Source organism: Reichenbachiella sp. (assembly GCF_039969095.1).
Lineage (GTDB): Bacteria > Bacteroidota > Bacteroidia > Cytophagales > Cyclobacteriaceae > Reichenbachiella.
Map to the genome: position 1 here is coordinate 100,576 of NZ_JBDVOL010000011.1, position 19,160 is coordinate 119,735.

Annotated in this window: 15 protein-coding genes; 7 read left to right on the forward strand and 8 right to left on the reverse strand. The window is 35.4% G+C overall.

Features of this window, described 5'->3' with window-relative positions; genetic code table 11:
* Positions 1 to 153 precede the first annotated feature (153 nt).
* The 3 genes from ABJH98_RS08980 to ABJH98_RS08990 form a co-directional block, all read right to left on the reverse strand.
* Positions 154 to 1,890 carry a DEAD/DEAH box helicase gene (locus tag ABJH98_RS08980; protein ID WP_348307328.1) on the reverse strand — a complete coding sequence of 579 codons (1,737 nt, stop codon included), beginning with the start codon at positions 1,888 to 1,890 and terminating at the stop codon, positions 154 to 156.
* 87 nt (positions 1,891 to 1,977) lie between these two features.
* Positions 1,978 to 3,117: a saccharopine dehydrogenase C-terminal domain-containing protein gene (locus ABJH98_RS08985; RefSeq protein ID WP_348307329.1), complete on the reverse strand. Its 1,140-nt coding sequence runs from the start codon at positions 3,115 to 3,117 to the stop codon at positions 1,978 to 1,980.
* A 261-nt stretch (positions 3,118 to 3,378) separates the two neighbouring features.
* Positions 3,379 to 5,334: a sulfatase-like hydrolase/transferase gene (locus ABJH98_RS08990; protein WP_348307330.1), complete on the reverse strand. Its 1,956-nt coding sequence runs from the start codon at positions 5,332 to 5,334 to the stop codon at positions 3,379 to 3,381.
* Between the two features lie 288 nt (positions 5,335 to 5,622).
* Between ABJH98_RS08990 and ABJH98_RS08995 the strand changes: the two genes are divergently transcribed.
* From ABJH98_RS08995 to ABJH98_RS09010, 4 genes are read left to right on the forward strand one after another with little or no spacing between them, the layout of a single operon-like run.
* Positions 5,623 to 6,354 (forward strand): glycosyltransferase family A protein, encoded by a 732-nt coding sequence (locus ABJH98_RS08995; RefSeq protein WP_348307331.1) that lies wholly within the window; start codon positions 5,623 to 5,625, stop codon positions 6,352 to 6,354.
* 42 nt (positions 6,355 to 6,396) lie between these two features.
* The gene (locus ABJH98_RS09000; protein ID WP_348307332.1) at positions 6,397 to 6,858 is read left to right on the forward strand and encodes a hypothetical protein; all 462 of its coding nucleotides are present in this window, start codon (positions 6,397 to 6,399) and stop codon (positions 6,856 to 6,858) included.
* Positions 6,859 to 6,881: 23 nt separating this feature from the next.
* Positions 6,882 to 8,525 carry a cyclic peptide export ABC transporter gene (locus tag ABJH98_RS09005; RefSeq protein ID WP_348307333.1) on the forward strand — a complete coding sequence of 548 codons (1,644 nt, stop codon included), beginning with the start codon at positions 6,882 to 6,884 and terminating at the stop codon, positions 8,523 to 8,525.
* A gap of 23 nt (positions 8,526 to 8,548) precedes the next feature.
* Entirely contained in the window at positions 8,549 to 10,111 is a 1,563-nt protein-coding gene (locus tag ABJH98_RS09010; RefSeq protein ID WP_348307334.1) for a hypothetical protein, read from the forward strand.
* 23 nt (positions 10,112 to 10,134) lie between these two features.
* On the opposite strand, the gene ABJH98_RS09015 is transcribed toward ABJH98_RS09010, so the two are convergent.
* Entirely contained in the window at positions 10,135 to 10,767 is a 633-nt protein-coding gene (locus tag ABJH98_RS09015) for an FkbM family methyltransferase (protein ID WP_348307335.1), read from the reverse strand.
* Positions 10,768 to 11,000: 233 nt separating this feature from the next.
* Here ABJH98_RS09015 and ABJH98_RS09020 point away from each other — a divergent pair, with 233 nt between their 5' ends.
* From ABJH98_RS09020 to ABJH98_RS09030, 3 genes are all read left to right on the forward strand, one after another.
* The gene (locus tag ABJH98_RS09020; RefSeq protein ID WP_348307336.1) at positions 11,001 to 11,729 is read left to right on the forward strand and encodes a hypothetical protein; all 729 of its coding nucleotides are present in this window, start codon (positions 11,001 to 11,003) and stop codon (positions 11,727 to 11,729) included.
* A gap of 104 nt (positions 11,730 to 11,833) precedes the next feature.
* Positions 11,834 to 12,244, forward strand: a complete 411-nt coding sequence (locus tag ABJH98_RS09025; protein ID WP_348307337.1) for a hypothetical protein — start codon at positions 11,834 to 11,836, stop codon at positions 12,242 to 12,244.
* 124 nt (positions 12,245 to 12,368) lie between these two features.
* The gene (locus tag ABJH98_RS09030) at positions 12,369 to 13,961 is read left to right on the forward strand and encodes a capsule assembly Wzi family protein (protein WP_348307338.1); all 1,593 of its coding nucleotides are present in this window, start codon (positions 12,369 to 12,371) and stop codon (positions 13,959 to 13,961) included.
* A gap of 58 nt (positions 13,962 to 14,019) precedes the next feature.
* Here the strand turns inward: ABJH98_RS09030 and ABJH98_RS09035 are convergent, their stop codons facing one another.
* From ABJH98_RS09035 to ABJH98_RS09050, 4 genes are all read right to left on the reverse strand, one after another.
* Positions 14,020 to 15,612 carry an NAD(P)/FAD-dependent oxidoreductase gene (locus ABJH98_RS09035; protein ID WP_348307339.1) on the reverse strand — a complete coding sequence of 531 codons (1,593 nt, stop codon included), beginning with the start codon at positions 15,610 to 15,612 and terminating at the stop codon, positions 14,020 to 14,022.
* 394 nt (positions 15,613 to 16,006) lie between these two features.
* A complete protein-coding gene (locus ABJH98_RS09040; RefSeq protein ID WP_348307340.1) occupies positions 16,007 to 17,383 on the reverse strand; it encodes a glycosyltransferase family 39 protein in 1,377 nt (458 codons plus the stop codon).
* Positions 17,384 to 18,334, reverse strand: coding sequence for a hypothetical protein (locus tag ABJH98_RS09045; protein WP_348307341.1), 951 nt, complete (start codon positions 18,332 to 18,334; stop codon positions 17,384 to 17,386).
* Positions 18,331 to 19,155 (reverse strand): DUF1647 domain-containing protein, encoded by an 825-nt coding sequence (locus ABJH98_RS09050; protein WP_348307342.1) that lies wholly within the window; start codon positions 19,153 to 19,155, stop codon positions 18,331 to 18,333. Before ABJH98_RS09050 ends, ABJH98_RS09045 begins: the two co-directional genes overlap by 4 nt.
* Between the last annotated feature and the right edge of the window lie 5 nt (positions 19,156 to 19,160).

Consider the following 19,160-nt stretch of genomic DNA (forward strand, 5'->3'; position numbering starts at 1 on the left):
TGGACTTTAAATATACATCTTAAAGCCCGTCCTATCAAACAGAAATTGAAATAAATATTGAAATATTTCAAGTCAATGTCCTAATTGTTCAATTATTGGCTAATTAAACCGTTGCGTGCAACAAGTTAGTGAAAATTGACCTGAAAAATAGAGCTATCTTCTACGACCGCCGCCTGATCTACCTTGACGACCACCTCCTGACGGTTTACCAGACCCAGACCTACCTTTTGAACTTCTTCTTTTTCTATCCTGATATCCTCTTTGAGAGGATCGTCCAGATTTAGGTGCTGAATCGTCTTGATTCACTCTGAGCTCCCTGCCTTCAAATTCGTATCCTTTGAACTTACCTATGACATCATTGGCTACGTCCTTTTCAACTTCAAAATAAGCTCTCTTCTGTTGAAGTTCAATTTTACCTATTTGACCTTTTTTTGCACCAGAAATATCACAAATCATGTGAAGTAATTCGGCATTGGAAATATCATCTATCTTACCCAAATTAATGAACAATCTAGCATGCTTTCCAGATTCACCTCCACGTTCGCGGCCTTCTTTTGAGCGACTATTTTCAGTCTGATTCAAGTCACCGCTATTGGATATACTTACCTTGGAGAGCTCTAATGCTAAAAGTTTATCAACTAGTTCTTCTTTTGACAAAGATTCAAACATATCCTGTGCTTGCTTCTTCAAGTCTTCTGGTAGTTCCTTCTTGATCTCATAGTCAGCAATCAATTTCAATGAATTATCCATTCGAGATGACATCACTTCATCTGCTGTCGGGATCAACTCTTTCTCAAATTTAATTTTGAGTCTTCTTTCGATCTCTCCAATTCGACGAACTTCTCCTTTGCTCACCAATGCAATTGAAATTCCCTTTTTACCTGCCCTAGCTGTTCTCCCACTTCTATGCGTGTAAAATTCCAATTCGTCAGGTAATCTGTGGTGAATCACATGAGTAACGTCATTTACATCAATACCTCGAGCTGCCACATCTGTAGCTACAAGCATTGACAAAGTACCATCTTTGAATTTTCTCATCACAGAATCACGCTGCTTTTGAGTAAGATCTCCATGCAAGGCTTCTGCTCTATAACCCGCTCTACTGATATCGTCAGCCAGATTTTGAGTATCAATCTTTGTACGACAAAACATCACTCCATAGAAATTAGGATTCACATCCAGCACTCTCTTGATAGCTTCTAATTTGTCACTCATTTTCACCACCAAGTACTGGTGAGAAATATTTTTGTTTACCTCTACCCCACTTTTCACCGAAACTTCCTTCGGATTATTCATGTAGGTATTTACTATATTTTTGATAGCAGAAGGCATAGTTGCTGAAAACAACCAAGTAGTTTTTTCTGCCGGAGTGTCTGCTAATATTTTATTCAGTTCTTCCTTGAACCCCATGTTTAGCATTTCATCTGCCTCATCCAATACCACATAATCGAGTGATTTCATACTAATAACCTTTCGGTTGATTAGATCTACCAATCGACCTGGAGTAGCCACTACCACTTGTGGTTTTGCCTTCAAGGCCTTGATTTGATTGGTGATAGCTGCACCACCAAAAACCACTTCAACTTTAAGTTTTGACTTGTTTTTGGAAAAATTCTTCAATTGTTCAGCGATCTGCTGAGCCAATTCCCTTGTAGGTGCGAGTACAACCGCCTGGCAAGTATTGGAGTCTTCGTTGACAGACTGAAGTAGCGGAAGACCAAAGGCGGCCGTTTTTCCAGTTCCCGTTTGCGCCAGGCCAATAAAATCCTGCATTGAGTCAAGTAAAATTGGAATGGCCTCCTGCTGAATCTGTGTAGGTTTAACAATGCCTAAATCGGTGAGCGCGTCAACCAAACGTGGTTCGAGCCCGAGTTCTGAAAAAGTATTCAATCTGAAAATATTATGATAAGATGCAAAGGTAGGCAATAAATAGCCCTGCGCTATCAATTGCCTATAAGATTCTTAGATTGACAGAAATTATCCCAAAATGGTCTCCTTTCGGTAAACCACTCCTCTTTCAGTCAAATACTTCAGAATGAAATCGAAACATCCTGCATGGTTGCTCACTAATTCTGGAGGAAATACGCCCGTATTATTGAATCTTTTTTCAAGAATCAAATTAACAGCTGCAGTCGCGGTATAGCCGGTTGTTCTTGCCATGGATGAAGTCTGTGTTTTCGGGTCATATGCATCATGGAGATGATAAATAATCGTTTCCTGATCGCCAGATTCATTTTTACCAGATACAGTTATGCGCATCACAGTGATTTCCTCTTCAGTTTCTCCTAGTTTCCATTCGTCAAACAAGACCTTACAGGTGAAGTCCAATGGGCTCACTGCTGTGCCTTTCACATCGATCGGTTGCTCATTAAAAAAACCACTCGATTTCAAGACCTGGATGTATTCTACATGCCCAGGATAGCGTAGCGTCTTCTCAATCATATTGGGAATATGTCCCATAGTAAATAATAATGAACGAAGACCATCAGAATTGAATGATTCCAAGGTACCTACTCCATCAAACTCCTCTTGCGCCACATCCGACAAAGCTGGCTTTATCAATATATGACTGTTCTCGACATACCTTGCTGGACGTGTGTACTCTTCTATCACGTCTATGGGTGAAAAAGGCGCTTTATAGGCAAAAGGCCACTTTTTTACTTTTGGCAAACCACCCACCAAGCACACGAAGTTTTCTATTTGCATGGATTCATTATGATAGCCTAGGACCAAATTACTCATCCCTGGTGCCACCCCACAATCCACAATAGCGGTAACTTCCATGGCTTGTGCTAATTCATTGAGCGCTAGAGCATCTTCTGGGAAAAACGAAATGTCTACCACGTCTTTTTTGGTTTCAATTATCCATTGCAATGTTTGATAACCAAGAAAGCCTGGTACCGCACACACCACTAAATCAAATGGTAATAGCAAATTCTTCAGTTCAGATTCTTTAGTGACGTCTAGCTGGGTGACTTCGATCTTGGGGGCTTTGTTTTTTAGTTTGTCTATTGCCGGTTGGTTGAAATCAGCAACAGTGACTTTATGATTTTTAGCGAGGTCAATAGCCATGGCACTTCCTACCATGCCACCGCCTAATACGATGATATTATTCATTTTTGATGTTTTGAGATTGTTATTAAATAAGAACCGTCATGTTCTGGATTATTCAGGACACCCGTTCGACAGATAGCAGAAGTAACTGCTAGCAGACACCCCGAACAAAACGGGGTATGGCGAGAAAATAAAGCTACAACCCAGGAATAAGCACCCAAGGCATTTGATTGGAAGAGGGTATGGAGATGTGTTTTCTCATTAAAAAGAGCAATTGGACTAAGCTAATTATTATTATTTAAATAGATCTAGACTCATAATCAATCACCTTTGATCTGGTGGCACCAATTTATCGGTCTCTGTCAAATAGGCACCATAATGCACTACATCAAAGACTTCTTTCGCTTTTTGAGACAAAGTTTCTGAGCGGAAATCATTACGATCATTAGATTCATCATAAAAGCTACTCGCCCAATAGTCATTTGGGTTATTTGAGTTTATGTAAAGTGAACTATCTCCCCAATTGTATCTCATAGTTCCTGGCCTTACCGAGATTGAAAATCGATCCTCTGCACGAGTCGTATCGAGCATACTTCTACCCCAGGAAGCATAACCAACTGGCAAATCAAGTAAATCAACTAAAGAAGGTAAGACATCTACCTGACTGGTAGGAAAATCTGCAACTCTAGGGTCTCCAATCAAACGTTCAGGTCCACTGATAATGGCAGTCGTTTGCATAAAAGCATTCATAGGGAAAAATCGAGTACCCGAATTAAATACCTCATCGGTTTCTTTGGCATGATCTCCAACCATCACGATAATCGTATTTGCTGCATTTTCACGTTGTGATAGAAATTTAAATAATTTAGCCAGTTGCAAATCTGTCCATTCTAAAGTTTCCCGGTAGAGAGGCCCTAACTTTTTATGGTTCATTGTGAATTCATTGTATTGATCCAATTGCTCTTTGCTTCCAAATCTATTATTAGCAGGGTCAAATGGATAATGTGTATCGTTATTCTGCAAATAAAATAGCAATGGCTGATCTGATTCACTTTCATCATATGCCTTAATTAGATTGATTGAATGATCAAAGAATTCAATATCACCACAATCACCACCAGACCCATACAACGATCGGCCCATTACGCTATCACATTGATAATGAAACTCCTCATACCATTTCGCAAACCATTTGCCCATATATTCTGATGGTCTCCCCGACCAATTGCCAAGGGCAAAATAGCCTTGACTTCTGAGTACATCTGGAATCGCAGTATACGTAGTATTATAATTGTCTCGGATATTTTTCTTAATGGTATGCGGTATTATAGAAGAATGCGTGGCAAACATCCCGTCGTCGGTTGGGTAGCCATTAGAAACGAATTCTGGAAACACAATGCCAGATGCCGCCAGACTATCAATATTTGGTGTATACACTGGATTCTTAGAATTACCTATTTTCAACTCCTTGCCTCTCAACGACTCTATCATTAAGAAAATCACATCCGGCTTCTTAAATATCGAATCTTGGGTATGTCCTTCATTTTTTTGGTATAAAGGGTAAGTTTCATCTTCGGCTATTTGCCGTCCTAAATAAGTTTGAAGCAACTTGTTACCTCGAGTTTTCAACTTCCCTCCATCTTCAATATTGTTTCCACCATAGGCATCAAAACTAAAAAAAGACAAATCAGAAGGCCTCGTTTGCAAGTAGTAATCAGATCTCAGATTTTGAAGCAACAACCATCCTACAACAAAAACCAAAACTAATAGAGACATTTTCTTCAATGAATATAGAAATGGAGAAGACCACTTCATGATGGGTCTATAGAGAAGAATCAAAATGACTAAAAACACCAAAATCCCTCCAAAAATCACAATTAGTATTGGGTTATGTTGAAAAGCCTTTCGCACATCTTCATGAATCATATACTCTAATCCATAGGTCCGTATTATAGATGGACCAAATCGCATGCCTGTTAGTTTTCCTAAAATAAGGTCAATTTGACAAAGCAAAATTGTAAATACGCCATATAAAAAGGACATAATCTCAAATAAAAATCTAAGGGGTTTGATCACTTGCCAAGCCATCAGAATTAGTATAAATATACCTCCTGTAAAAAAGGTATGATAAAGAATGGAGTACAACCAGCTATTAAATGCATCACCAATGGCTTCATCCGTCACATAATATTGAGTCAAACTTATCAACTTCACCAACAATGCCACTAAACCCATTCTCAAAATAGGGTTCTGATCTCTAAATCTATTTACTATATTCATAAGCACGCTTTCTGCGAAGTATTCTCATATTATTGAAATGCATATTGTTGAAAGATGACTTTTTTGGTACTCAACAAATACATATTTTTGCTGCGAAATTAATATAATTAAAATGAAAATTGGCATCTCAGATTGAGCATTGGACATTCAAAACCCATCCAATTTAAGTTCATATTAAAATCCCTATTCTGATTCACATACATGCTCTTCTTTAAAAGAAAATCAATTGCGCTCCCGCAATCATCTGACCTCACCGATGTCTCAAAAAAAAAGAAGGTTTCATTCTGTATGTCACACAAAAACAGGTTTGATTTCTTAAAAAGTACATTAGCCATCAACCTTTCTGACAACAAAAATTCCCAAGATATTATTGAATTTATTCTTGTAGACTTTGATAGTGATGACGACATCAAAGGCTGGGTGATAGAAAATTTCAAAGATGAAATCAAATCAGGGTATCTCAAATTCTATTCTTCCAATGAATTAAAAGAGTGGGATGCGTCGTTGGCTAAAAATACTTCTCATTATTTGGCTTCTGGTACAATAGTTGTAAACCTTGATTGTGATAATTATACAGGACAGCATGGCGGAAATTTTGTTCTGGACACGTTTTTAAAGAACGACAAAGACATTGTGCTGTGGCAATACTCAGGCAAAAAACTTGATGGCTCTTTTGGAAGAATTGCCTGCACTAAAAAGGCTTTCAATGAAGTTGGAGGATATGACCAAGAGTTTTTGCCCATGGGATTTCAAGATGGAGATCTAAGGGATCGTTTGAAAGCCAGTGGCCGACAACTTGTTCATGATAAAAACAGCAACTTTAACGGCGCCATTAAAAACGAAAAGTATATTCCTGCCAACATGACTTGGAAAAAAATGAACGAACATAACCAGAAGCTTTCTAAAGACAATATTAAAAATGGCAAGCTGATGGCAAATGATGGAATCTATGGTATCCGCCAAAACATTTATCAGCTATCTCCAATTTCTCTCGAAATGGAACCACACCAAAAACATTAAAAGTAGATTAATACCTACATCAAATAAGTAAGAAATTTACACATGAAGAAACTAGAAATTTTACGCCAATCGATAATTGTATTGTTTGCCATCCTATTGATTCAAGGTTGCGGCTCATCATCAAAAAGAAGTGAATTTGGAAAAAAGGAATTCCAATTAGAACCTATCGCAGATGGATACTCCATCATTTTTTACAAGTTGGATGATTTCGCAAGAGTTTACCTCAATGATGAAATGATCGTAGATACTGCAGAAAAATTCGGTATGGCACCAAAAAATGAAGTCCTTGTTGATTTAACTCCCTACTTAAAATCTGGCATTCAAAATCTAAAAGTTGAACTATACAATGGACAATGTGTGGATTGTAATTTAAATAGATGGGCCATCTTCTATGAAGTCTTTGTTGGAGATGAAAGTCTTGAATTTGTTTCAGAAGACTCTAATGATAAAAATGATGATCTTGGCCTAAAAGTGACCAATACTCATCAAATTGATGTTCCTTAGCCAATCGAAACTTTCAGATACACATGAAGCTCATTTACCTTCTCATTAGTTCATCTAAGAGATCATTTTTACTAGCAGTAATTTCTGGAACCATATCAGGCGCATCTTTGCCAATGATCATCAAATTAATCGGTGATGCAATAGAATATAAAATGCCTGACCAGAATCTATTCATTCTGCAATTCATCTGCCTTTGGTTGTGCTTCGGGATTTTCAATCAAATTTCTGTGTACACCTCTATTAAGCTTACAAATAATGCCATGTTTGAATTGCGAATGAGATTAGTGGATAGAGTCCTGAAATCATCTTTTCAGAAAATTGAACACGACATTCTCAAGGTAATTTCCGTATTTACGCATGATATAGTGACCATAACAATGACTATAAATAGAATGCCGGCATTATTGACTGCACTTGCAACCGTGCTTGGTTGTTTTGTCTATTTAATCATCCTTTCCTGGAAATTATCTATTCTAATTGGGCTATTGATTTTCGCCATTTACCTCACCATGAAAATCATATTACCAAAAGCCAAAATTTACGCAGACAAAACTAGAGGTGTTTGGGATCAGCTTTTTCATTACTTTGAAGGGCTGCTTTACGGCTTGAAAGAATTGATGCTCAACAGAGAGCTTAGACAATCATATTCTGGTGACTTTCTTCCAAATCTTTTCACTAAACAAAATAACTATAGCTTAAAGCAGAGTATGCTTTTTGCACTTTCAACAAGGTCTGTTGAATTGATTCTATTCCTTGGTATTGCAGCCATCCTAGTAGGAATCAACCAAACAGCATTTGTTGAGTTTGCCTTCTTTGGCAAGTTCCTAATGGTGATTTTATTTATTCTTTCTCCCCTAGCTACACTTTCCAATTTTATAAATGATTTCAAAAAAACTGAAGTTGCCATTACAAAAATTGAAAACATAGAGGACACATTGGCCAGTTCAATCTTCTTGGATGGCGAAATCAGGGAATTAGAAAAATCAAATGATGAATTGCCACTAATAGAATTGGTAGACATTAAACACAAGTATTACAATATAGAGGAAGATGAAAGCTTTGAACTTGGCCCAATCAATATGTCAATCAAGAAGAATGAAGTAGTTTTTCTAGTTGGTGGAAATGGAAGTGGGAAAACAACGTTGGCTAAAATTTTGGTAGGGCTTTATTTACCAGAAAGTGGAACTGTTCGATACAATGGGCAAACGCTTACCACTGACTTATACGATTCGTACAGAAGCAAAATTTCAGCAAACTTTACGGATCAATATCTCTTTCAAACGCTTTCACACATTTCTGATGAAGTTTTGAACGAACATGGTACCAAGTATCTTGAAAAGCTTGAGCTAACTAAAAAGTTGAAAATTGTAGACAAGAAGTTTTCAACTACTAGCCTATCGCAAGGCCAGAAAAAACGACTATCTCTTTTCGCTTCTCTGCTTGAAGACAAGGAAATATATCTTTTTGATGAATGGGCAGCCAACCAAGACCCTCACTTCAAAAATATATTCTACCACTATTTATTGCCTGATTTAAAACTGAGAGGAAAAACAATTTTGGTGATTTCTCATGATGAAAGTTATTTCGGCCATGGGGATAGAATCGTAGTTCTCGAAGATGGTCACGTCAAAGAAAAAATGCCTGTGAAGGAAAAGGCAAAGTCTTAAATTTTATTCATAGAGTCACAATTATGGCAAGAATAAGTATCATTATATTGACCATATTAATCACTTCATCGCTTGATGTAATTGGCCAGGTTCTTTATCCCGGTTCAGAATTGGTAGATTATTACAAGGTTCTTGAGCTGAAGAACAAAAAAATGGATCAGAGAATTAATATTTCTCCTGGTATATTATATTCCTATTCCAAAGACAGTTTGACATGGAATCCATGGACAATAGATTTTTCAAACTCAAATCAATCATCGTACTTTGAAGTTCTTCCTACCAGGCTAACCACTTCCTACAATTCTAAATATCCAAGAGGTTATAATGATGGTGCGCTTTGGCAAGGTAAAGGGCTTACATCCTCACTTCAAGGTGGAATAAGTGGAAAATATGGCAACCTAGAGTACACAATTGCTCCAATGGTTTATTTTTCTCAAAATGACAATTTCCAACTTTCTCCTGACAGGGACGAGAATTTCCCCTATAGATATGCCTACAATTCCAATATAGATTATGTGCAAAGATATGGAGAAGATTCATTCGTGAAATTCGATTGGGGTCAAATGGATATCAGAGCTGTTTTCAACTGGTTTACTATTGGAGCTTCAACTCAAAATATGGTCTGGGGGCCAGCTCAAGTTACTCCTATCATCATGGGCAATCAATCAGCCGGTATTCCACATGTTGACCTGGGCACACATAGACCTGTAGAAACTAAGATTGGAAATTTCGAAATGAAGGTATTCTGGGGCTTGTTGAAAGAGTCCGATTTTTTTGATGAGGATTCAGACAACAACAATCGATATTGGACAGGAGCTTCTCTGGGCTATAGTCCAAGTTTCATAAATGGACTTTATTTAGGCGTTAATAGAGCTTTTTACAAGCGAGGAAACGAATTTAGTGCAAAGGATCTTTTTGTAAGCGTATGGACATTTAAAAGTGTAGATGAAGAAGATAAAAACCCTAATACAGGTAATGATGAGTTCGATCAAATGGGTTCGTTAATGATTCGATGGTCTTTTGAAGAAGTTGGGTTTGAATCTTATTTCGAACTGGCTAAGAACGATTTTGGAGGAGGTTTTACAGGTTTAGAACCTGAGCATGCTAGAGCGTATACATTAGGTTTTATTAAATTAATTGACCTATCCAATGATAAACTAATCAAGCTTACTTATGAACATACTTCTCTGGATAGAGCTAAAACATCACTCTATCGAAATCATAATGAGTGGTTTACACATAATTATGTCAAACAGGGGTATACACATGATGGCCAATTGATCTCTGGCGGCATTGGACCTAGTTCTAATACAGATCATTTTGGGTTTCAGTATTATTCATCTAAAGGCAAGTTTAGTGCAACTGCACAAAGAATAAGGTTTGATGATGATTACTTCTTTAGCAATATAAATGTAAAAGAACTACATGATATGGAATGGGCAGGAGAATTAAACTACACCAGAATATATGACAACAATCGATTCAACTTACATTTTGGAATTGCCTACAGACAGAATATATATTACATTTTGGATGAAAATATTGTAAACCTCTCTGCAGGAATCAGCTGGACTCACCTATTTTAGAAGCCACCCACTACAATGATGCTCTAGATTTCGAAACAGTTATTACTTCTATAAAACACAGTAGTTGCATATCGTCTAAACCCAGTTGGTTTGAGTCCAGTGAAAATTAATTTCTTAAATCCTTTTTCTTTATAAAAGGAATATATTTCTTGATACCTTTCCCTATCACTATCATCCAGTATCAACACGCCATTATCGGATAGGAAATCGAAGGAATTCTTTGCACATTTCACTCGCTCTCTCCCATCGATTAATATAACATCATATTTACGTTCCTTTGCTTCACTACTTATAGCATTATCATATCCTTCTTGCAGCCCATAGTACTTTACCTCTGCATTTTTTTGCTCATTCAGTGTAGCGCCTATAAAATCAAACCAGCTGCTGTCATATTCAATTGAAGTTACTTCTTTCACCCGCTTTGCGAAGAAAAGTGTAGAATACCCCGAGCCATATTCAAACATCGATTGATTTGAATTTAATCGTTCATTTAGGAAATCGATTGCAGCATAGTTCATCCAAGGCACTGGCTCTCCATCTGTGCCTATTGGTTTTAAAGCTTTTGCTGATTTAGAAAAACCAGTCACTTTTAAATACGATTCTTCGTGAACTAAAAAATTGTAAAAGACTTCTAGAAGTCTGGTCCATTTAAACATAATCTATTGTTGATTTAACCTAGGCCTGAGTGAATTCTTCAATCAAACAGCTCGTAATTTCGCTTCTTTTTTTCTTTTAATTGATGTCATCGTAAAAAAAAACCAATTGTAATTGATCATCCGTACGAAGAAAACAAATCAATTACCGAATCGATAATCTCTAGCAATATTTCTCTTTTTTGATAACTTTCAAATATCTACTTTTGTCGCATATTAAATTTGACGAATAAGAGATGTTTATTGACTACGCAGCGTTAGTTACTACCCAAACTGATCCTACATTTTTAAAAAGTAAAACAGCCCACATTGAAAAGAACATGGGCTTTCCTGAAGGATTTGTAAAGGTTGTTCAGAATAAAAGAGATGCGGAAATTCCAAAGCGAGGACTATTCAACGCTCACCGTACTATTTATCAAACTGCAGTTGACAATAATTACAAGCACACGTTGCTTTTTCAGGACGATGTATATTTTCTTGAACCGATCAAAGAGGAAGAATACGCCAAATTCTTAAATGAAAGATCCCCAGAAGATTGGGATATCTTTTATTTAGGTCATAGGAGTGAATTGTGGGAACCACGGTATATAAAGAAAACAAACCACAAGAATGTAGTCAAAGTTATGACTAACGACCTACACGCCTATATCATCAGTCAACCCTGCGCGAAAAAAATGGCGGCACTGGAGTGGCAAGGAATATCAGCAGACTATACACTAAGATGGGCCACTGATAATAAAGCCTATGCATCATTTCCAATGAAGGCCATACAGGGAGGTAGAATAAGCAGCCCAGCTTTTATGAATGGGGTGTCTGAAAGGAATTCACAATACATCAGATACGTAACTAAAAAGCCTTTCAACTTTTTTGATTCAATATATTATACCTTCTACATGATTATCAATCAACCTTTATTTTTTCTTTCGAGTCTGTATATCGCATTTTTTCATAATAATGGAGAATGATAAAGCAAATACTCTTAGGAAAATGTATTATCAGGCAGGTATAAATAAATATACAATGTGTTAATTGGAATGATCTTTGTTATTAATCAATTTTCCTTAGAAGAATGAAATTTAGTATTCAAAAAATCATTTTAATATTAGTATTAATAATTGGTTACAATCAATTAATTATTGCTCAAACTAAACTTAGAAATTCAATTTTATTTTATGCAATTGATGATAGAATTGAAGTATATGTGGACGGAGAATTGGTTTTTGAAAAACTCGCATCCGCTGGGAATTTAGTAAATGAAGTGGAATTTGATTTAAATCCTCATGTATCAGATAAGATAGATCCTATTGTAGAAATAAGATTAATAAATTCAACATGTACAACATGTGAAAGTGGAAATGGGTGGCTGGTAGAATTTGAAATTTTTCAAGAAGGCAACTCTGTTGATTACATTATTGAGGAGGGAGATAGCTTAGGAGGCGACACAGTTTACACAATATCATACGAATGGGGATACATCTAAATTAAACTCAAAGGCGCACGAAATTTGAACGGGTATACTGATTGATTTTCCCAAAAAACGTCGAACTTTTAATTATATCAAATAACAATTAACTTCGACATCAAATCAATTAATGAGAGCTCAAATGAATAAAGTTAAGGCAGCCATATTTTTATTACATCTAAGTATTTCATCATTTGGCCAAGTACTTTATCCTGGAGATTACACTGAAGATTACTACAATTTATTAAAACTAAAGAACAGTAAAAATTTACCTTCCAATATTTCCTTTTTTCCATCAACTATTTATTCTTTACAACCTGACTCTGCTTTGAATTGGGATATTTGGAATGACAAGGTTAAAACGAGTTTTGCGAATGAAAAGCAAAAACTCAATTTTGAATTGCTGAATCCTCAAGTCAATTACATATACAATTCAACATACCCTAGAGGATACAATGATGGCCCTGTTTGGAATGGAAAAGGCAGTAACATGAATATTACTGCTGGTTTTTATGGAAATTACGGGATTTGGCACTTTACATTTTCTCCTATAATAGTTGGTTCAGAAAATAGAGATTTCCATATTCCAGAAAGCGAATATAACAAAAGTGAATATTCATTTCCATTCGAAAAAAATATAGATTGGGTAATGAGATATGGAAATGATCCATATTACAATTTTCATCTGGGACAAAGTGAAATTCGTATCATTCACAGAAACTTTACTTTTGCTGTATCCACAGCTAATTTTTCTACAGGGCCTGCAAGATATAATCCAATAATAGTTAGTAAGAATGCTGGTGGTTTTCCTCATATTGATTTGGGCACAAATCGACCCGCAAAAACAAAAATAGGAGAATTCGAATACCGAATGGTTTGGGGTGCATTTAATGAATCTGACTATTTCGATCAGAATAGCGATAATGACAGGAGGTATTTCACAGGTTTAACTATTGGATACAGACCCATTTTCATGAAAGGCTTAAATTTTGGTATCAACAGATATATGTATGCTACTTGGGGAAATGAAAATCTTTCGTTTGCTGATACTTTTGCAGCGTTTACTAAGAACTCGACTAAAATCGGAGCACAAAATGACATATATGATCAAATGGTATCTGTAACTATAGATTGGAAATTCCCATCCGTGGGCTTTGAAGCATATGTTGAATACGCCCGGAATGATTTTCCTACAAGTTTTTTTGAATTTATGGAACAGCCTGACCGTTCAAGAGCTCGTACAATTGGAATGATCAAAGACATTGACCTTAAGAATGGTGACCTTTTACAGTTTATTTATGAAAGTACAGTATTAGGAGCCAATCAAGTACAACTCATTACACCTGGTGGTAACCCAAATTATTACGCACATTCTGTAGTGACTAATGGCTACACAAATAATGGTCAAGTACTAGGTGCTGGAATCGGAACAGGATCACAATCTGATATTATTAAAATTTATTGGTATAAGCCCACTAGTAGATATGGACTTCATTTGTCTCGAATTCGTTTAGATGATGATTATTTTGTAAATGAATATGCTGGCGTTGGACTATTTGAGCCATATCCTACAGATTATGAGGTCAGTGGAGGACTTGATATTGTGAAGTTCTTAGGAAATTTCAGTATCGAGTCTAAGATACTTTATAGTGCACGAAGAAATTTTTTATACCAAGATGATCAAGAAATTCACAATCTTCAACTTTCATTTAAAACTACCTATTTAATTAAATAGTCCTAATTATATTTTTAGACTTTAGAAAAGTGACTTGATATTTTCATGTACAAAGAGGTTAACTATTGCCCTCTTCATGATATTCAACTTCTGTATTTACTGCCCAAATATTATCTTTTGCTATTTCTCCATTCACAATATTTTCAACTGCAACCATAGCAGTAAGCATCGAATGATCTTGGTTATTATACTTATGCATTCCATTTCTTCCAATTAGAAATAAATTAGATATTTGCTTAGTGAATTCAATTACTTTTTCAAAATCCTTATAAGAGCCAAAATAAGCCGGATATGTCTTTGGCATTCTAATAATAGTTGAATCCAGAACGTCTTCACTTTTTATAAAATCAATCTTCACAAGCTCTTCAATTCCGAATTGAATAAAATCTTTATCCTTCTTCGTCCATAATTCATCACCCTCATTGCAAAAATATTCTAGTCCAATCCAAACTTTATCTTTGGATTCAACCATATATGGACTCCAATTGTTAAATATTTGTAATCGACCAACCTTCACATCTGGCTCTTGTATGTAAATCCAATTATCCTTCACCATAGATTGAATATTCTTGCCTCTTCGAGTCTTTATATGCAATTTATCAAGTAATAGACCTACCGTAATAAAATCTCTATACTGCAACCCTTCTGCTACTTCCTGCACATCAGATGGAACAATATCTCTTTCAATAGAACCGATCAATTCTTTCACAGGCATGGTTGAAAAAAAATAATCTCCTTCGACAACCTCTTTTTCATTAGTCTTAATATTCAAAACAGTAACTGTTTTAACATTTTCACTTGAAATATTCATTGAAACAATCTGATGTCCTATATGTAATTCTCCTCCCATCTTTTTTATTTTCTCGGCGGTCAATTCCCACATTTGACCAGGACCATACTTTGGATAGAAAAATTTCTCTATCAAACTTGTTTCTGTACTTTTTTGATCAATTGAATTATCTTTTTGAATAATTGTTTTAATCGCATGGATTACAGTCTTTGTTATAGAAAGTCCTTTTATTCGTTGCGCACCCCATTCAGAAGAAATATTATCACATGGGGTTCCCCATACCTTTTCAGTATAATCCTTAAAAAAAGTGAGATATAATTCCTTTCCAAAACGATTAATCAAAAAATCTTCAAGAGTTTGCTCCGGTTTTATTGGTTTTAAAATTGCGATAACGTACCCAATCAATATTTTCACCATTCGAAATACACCAAGGTTTAAAACAGTATCAAATGATAAAGATATTGGATAGCTAAAAAAACTGCGTAGGTAAAATATTCTTGATAAGCGAGACCTAATCAACATGACCACATCTGATTGATGTGGATTAGGCCTATTGGTCTCAAGAACTACTTTTCTTTTCTTATTTTGATAAGATATTTCTATGTTTTCATCATTATTCTCTTCAACTGGCATCATATCTGTCCACCAGTTCATCACACGATCTGACTTCGAGAAAAACCTATGTCCTCCTATATCAATTCGATTACCTTTATAATTTACTGTCTTCGAAATACCACCAATATCAGAAGATGCTTCATAGACTATTGGAACTATATCAGTATTTTTAAGTAATTCGTAACCAGCAGTCAATCCAGCAGGGCCTGCCCCAATAATAATTGCTCTTTTTTTAGCAATATTCATTTTATCAGTAATTTAAATATTATTCATTCCTAACTATATATCCTTCGATAATAATTAGTTATACAATGCATTTTGAACAAGCACCTATTCCCAATTGAGTGATTCAAATAAATCTTTGCTAATTAATAAAGCTGAAATTAACATCAGACTATTTGATTAATCAAATTTCTTAACCAAATCAAGATTCTATTTAGCAGCATAGTTGAAAATTGTATTGAACCTAAATTCTAAAAATACACAATTAATTGCCATACTACGTCTAAGTATACTTTGGTTTATATTCAAAATCAATTTCAGCTCTTTTGGCCACTTGTTTCACCATTGGAATAGCATAGATTAACCTTTATAACCTTTCCTAAAATGTAACCTATCCATATTCATTTATGTATCCTTATTATTCATTTCTAATATACAAGTCAGGGTATTTCTTTGATTGAGTATAGTTACTTGATATAACTGGCTGAGTGATATTTTCTATAAAAAGGTCTGAAATTAGCTTTGGCTTCTTGTTTTCAATAATTTGATATATATCATAATCGTATTCTTGAAGGCTCATATACGTTTTTAATCCACCTTTATCAGGATCTGTACTATACCAAAAAAAATCAACATCGGCCCTGAAAACATTGAAATACACATCCCCATCATAAATCAAATCTCCATGGTTCGTTTTATTCAATACCCATTCAATCTTTTTTAACTGGGGCTGATTGGGATAAACTATTATAGTTCTCAAAAAATAAACCAAAGGAACTAACACAATCATTGTTACAAGGATATATCTCTGTTTTCGATATTGAATGGCCAAGAGTGCATAAGAAGATATTATACACATAAAAGGTATAAAAGGCATGAAATATTGCCTATATGGTGCTTTTACTAAGAATACTGACAGTAGGAGTAAAAAGCTTAAGAGCAAAACATCAAACTGTTTTTCTTTATAAAAACGTACCATTCCAAGAACAAAGAATATCCAAATGAAATGGTTATAACTAAATGATTCTACTAATGTGTTAAAAGCAGAAAACCCACCTTTAAAATTCATATTCAATGTCCAATTCCAAAAAAGGTAATTTTCAAATTGATTATAAGATATTAGATAAGCATAATACGGAGCAATAGTTAATACAAAAACGCACCAATAAATAAGTAATTCTTTAAACGAATATTTTTGTTGATAAACCCATAACAATTGAATTAGTCCTACGCTCGCGATGATGAAAATAGTTTTCTGCAAGAATAAAAATGACACTCCCAAACAAAACGCACTTAATGTAAGCCCGTTCAACCTATGATTTCTAATGTATCTAAATAATAGAAATATTGCAGTTAGACCCAGTAATGCTTGAGGAACATCTGGCCTAATCTCGATTGCCTTTTGGGTAAACATAGCCATAGAAGAAAGTAACACTATACATAACCAAGCAACAGATTTATCTTTAAATAAAGTGAGGGAAAATTTAAAAGTACCTGTCAAAAACAGAATAAACATAGAAAACATCAAAAACCTCAACACCAAAAGTGTAGCTGTAGAAGCTCCAAAGATATGGATAATAGGTATTAAGGAATAATAAAAAAGAGGGTGATGATGTTGAAAGAAATCAATATAAATCCGTTCACCATCAAGAATTTTCCATGCGCTATGTACAGCTTCAAGTTCATCGTGGTCAAAGTCCCTCAAGATAGAAGTAGCAATTCCAACAACAACCAATATGCTTAGTAGAAACTTGTAATAAAGAATTTCCTTAGACTGGTTTTTATATAAATGCATCTATTTCCATTTGTTTCGAAAATAATTCAACGCAATGGAGTTATTCCGATCTTCATCTCTCTCTTTCCCATGATTGTTGATCGATGCCAAGCTATTAGACTTGAAAAAATTTTCTGTCCAAAATGGAGTATAGCAAAATCTATTTGATGGGAAAACATACTTGGGTACTTTCGCATGAGCACTTACCCATACATCGTCGACATACTTTACTGCCTCAGGTTTGTCAGGATAATCCATTAATTCTTTCACATTAAAAAACTTCGGTCTTATCAGAAAACCTGAATAACCTTGTACAATATCAATTGGATAATAGTCTTTCACTCTAGTCGTAGGAATTGGAACAGGTGCTTGTTTAGTAATATTGGTCCAAAGTGTTGTGCTTCTATCAATCAAATCCGCTGGCACTCTCCATCCACTAGCTGCCATAATGCTATCAGGTTTTTCTCCAGAAGCTCTTACAAAAGCTTCGAGCATGCTGGAAGGATATATGTTATCATCATCTACTACGAGTATTTTTTGATCTGCGTCATGTGCTTCTATGGCTGGAATAAACTTTGTACTAGGCCCCCAATCCTTTTGAACACGTTTAACTTCAAAGCATTTCAGATCCAAAATTTCTTTTGGGATTTCATACTTCACCTTTTCTCTCATAGAAAAATCCGGTACATACAAATGTATTTTTTGCGGTGCGAGTTGCTGAGACAGCAAACTCTTCAAGGTCGGTACGATCTCCGTAATTCTACTCGGTATGGTAGAAAAGGAAACGATAATATTTGAGCGGTTAGGGTTGTTCGCACAATAATTATCCCAATAGTTCAGTGACTTTCTAGTAGTACTGAAGTAGTGATAATAATCTCTGATAAATTTCTTACCCGACAAGTAGTTATATATCTGAATTAATATGAATAAAAAAAATACAACAATTAGGAGAATGTAGTACAATACTGTCATAACCTTAATCGATTGACAAGGATATCAATCTTCCTTTGTAAGTTGAAATAAAAAACCGACAACCAATTCAAACTGTATGGAAATGTAGGCTTGAGTTTGTTTCTCACACTCAAATAATTTACAGGGTTAGGTGAACTTATATTCACTTCATCCTCTGTTAAATATACTCCCTTTTTCTCTTGAAACTGATAAAGCAATATTGTGAGTAGAGACTGATCATCTCGATGATTTTCTCGATTAGCACGGGCTGGCTTTATGCATTCATGAATAAGCGAATATCGCTCCCATTCTGAAACTAGTTCCTTCACGGCATCATTTTGGTAGCCAAAACCACACATGCAACCACATATATTCCTTTTCAAATAATAAGATGTGGGCACCTGCATATAATCCAAAGTTTCTTGAACCGTCCATTCTTTCAATGTACCAGATCCTCCAATAGGCGCATACAAACCATGCTCATCTATCTGGCCCCATACGTATTCCAATGATTTTAACAATATTGTAGCACTATCCAGCCACAATATATTTCCTTTCTTCTCTTCGAAAATCTCCTTCACTATTATAGGCTTGAATGAATAGGTTTTGAACTCGAGACCTACGAAAGGTGGATAATCAGAAAAGTCAAAAGTTCTAACAGACAGATAAGGGATAGCAGCAACAAGCTCAGCCAGATGCTGCTTTTGATCATCATTGAATCCTAAATCATAACATATCAGCTCGCTATTTTCATATTCTTTTTGAGATTTGAAAGTATGCACAAACTGACAAAATGTTCGGAAGTAAATTTCATCAGATGCCGTTAGAATTGTGTTTTTCATAGACA